The sequence below is a fragment of the Sulfitobacter sp. HI0040 genome, from assembly GCF_001634885.1.
GTDB lineage: Bacteria > Pseudomonadota > Alphaproteobacteria > Rhodobacterales > Rhodobacteraceae > Sulfitobacter.
This window is the reverse complement of the sequence record NZ_LWEX01000432.1, coordinates 1-274: the sequence shown is the minus strand read 5'-3', so window position 1 is coordinate 274 and position 274 is coordinate 1. Positions and strand designations below refer to the sequence as shown.

Below are 274 nucleotides of genomic sequence, written 5' to 3'. Positions count from 1 at the left end.
TGGAGGCATGGGCATTGCCGGAGGCGGCCCCTTTCGGGGGTGCCGCGGCATCCACGATGATGCTGGTCCGGCCTGCGGAAAGGCGCGCATATCCCATCGACAACCCGTCGGACCGGGCCGGCTTCACGCGGGNGGCNGCCAACGCGTGGTCAAGCCAGCCTTCTGCCCCGCGACCGCCGCCATGAAACCGCGCGAGCGATCCGTCCGAATGCCGCAAGCTGCGCAGGGTAGGCGTAATCCGGGCGATTGCCGCCAGATGCGCCTTCGGCACCCC

1 protein-coding gene is annotated in these 274 nt (G+C 70.2%); it reads right to left on the bottom strand.

The window, feature by feature from the left end; genetic code table 11:
• On the bottom strand, positions 1–274 hold a 274-nt coding region (locus tag A3728_RS17800), incomplete at both ends, for a heparinase II/III domain-containing protein (RefSeq protein WP_201722344.1).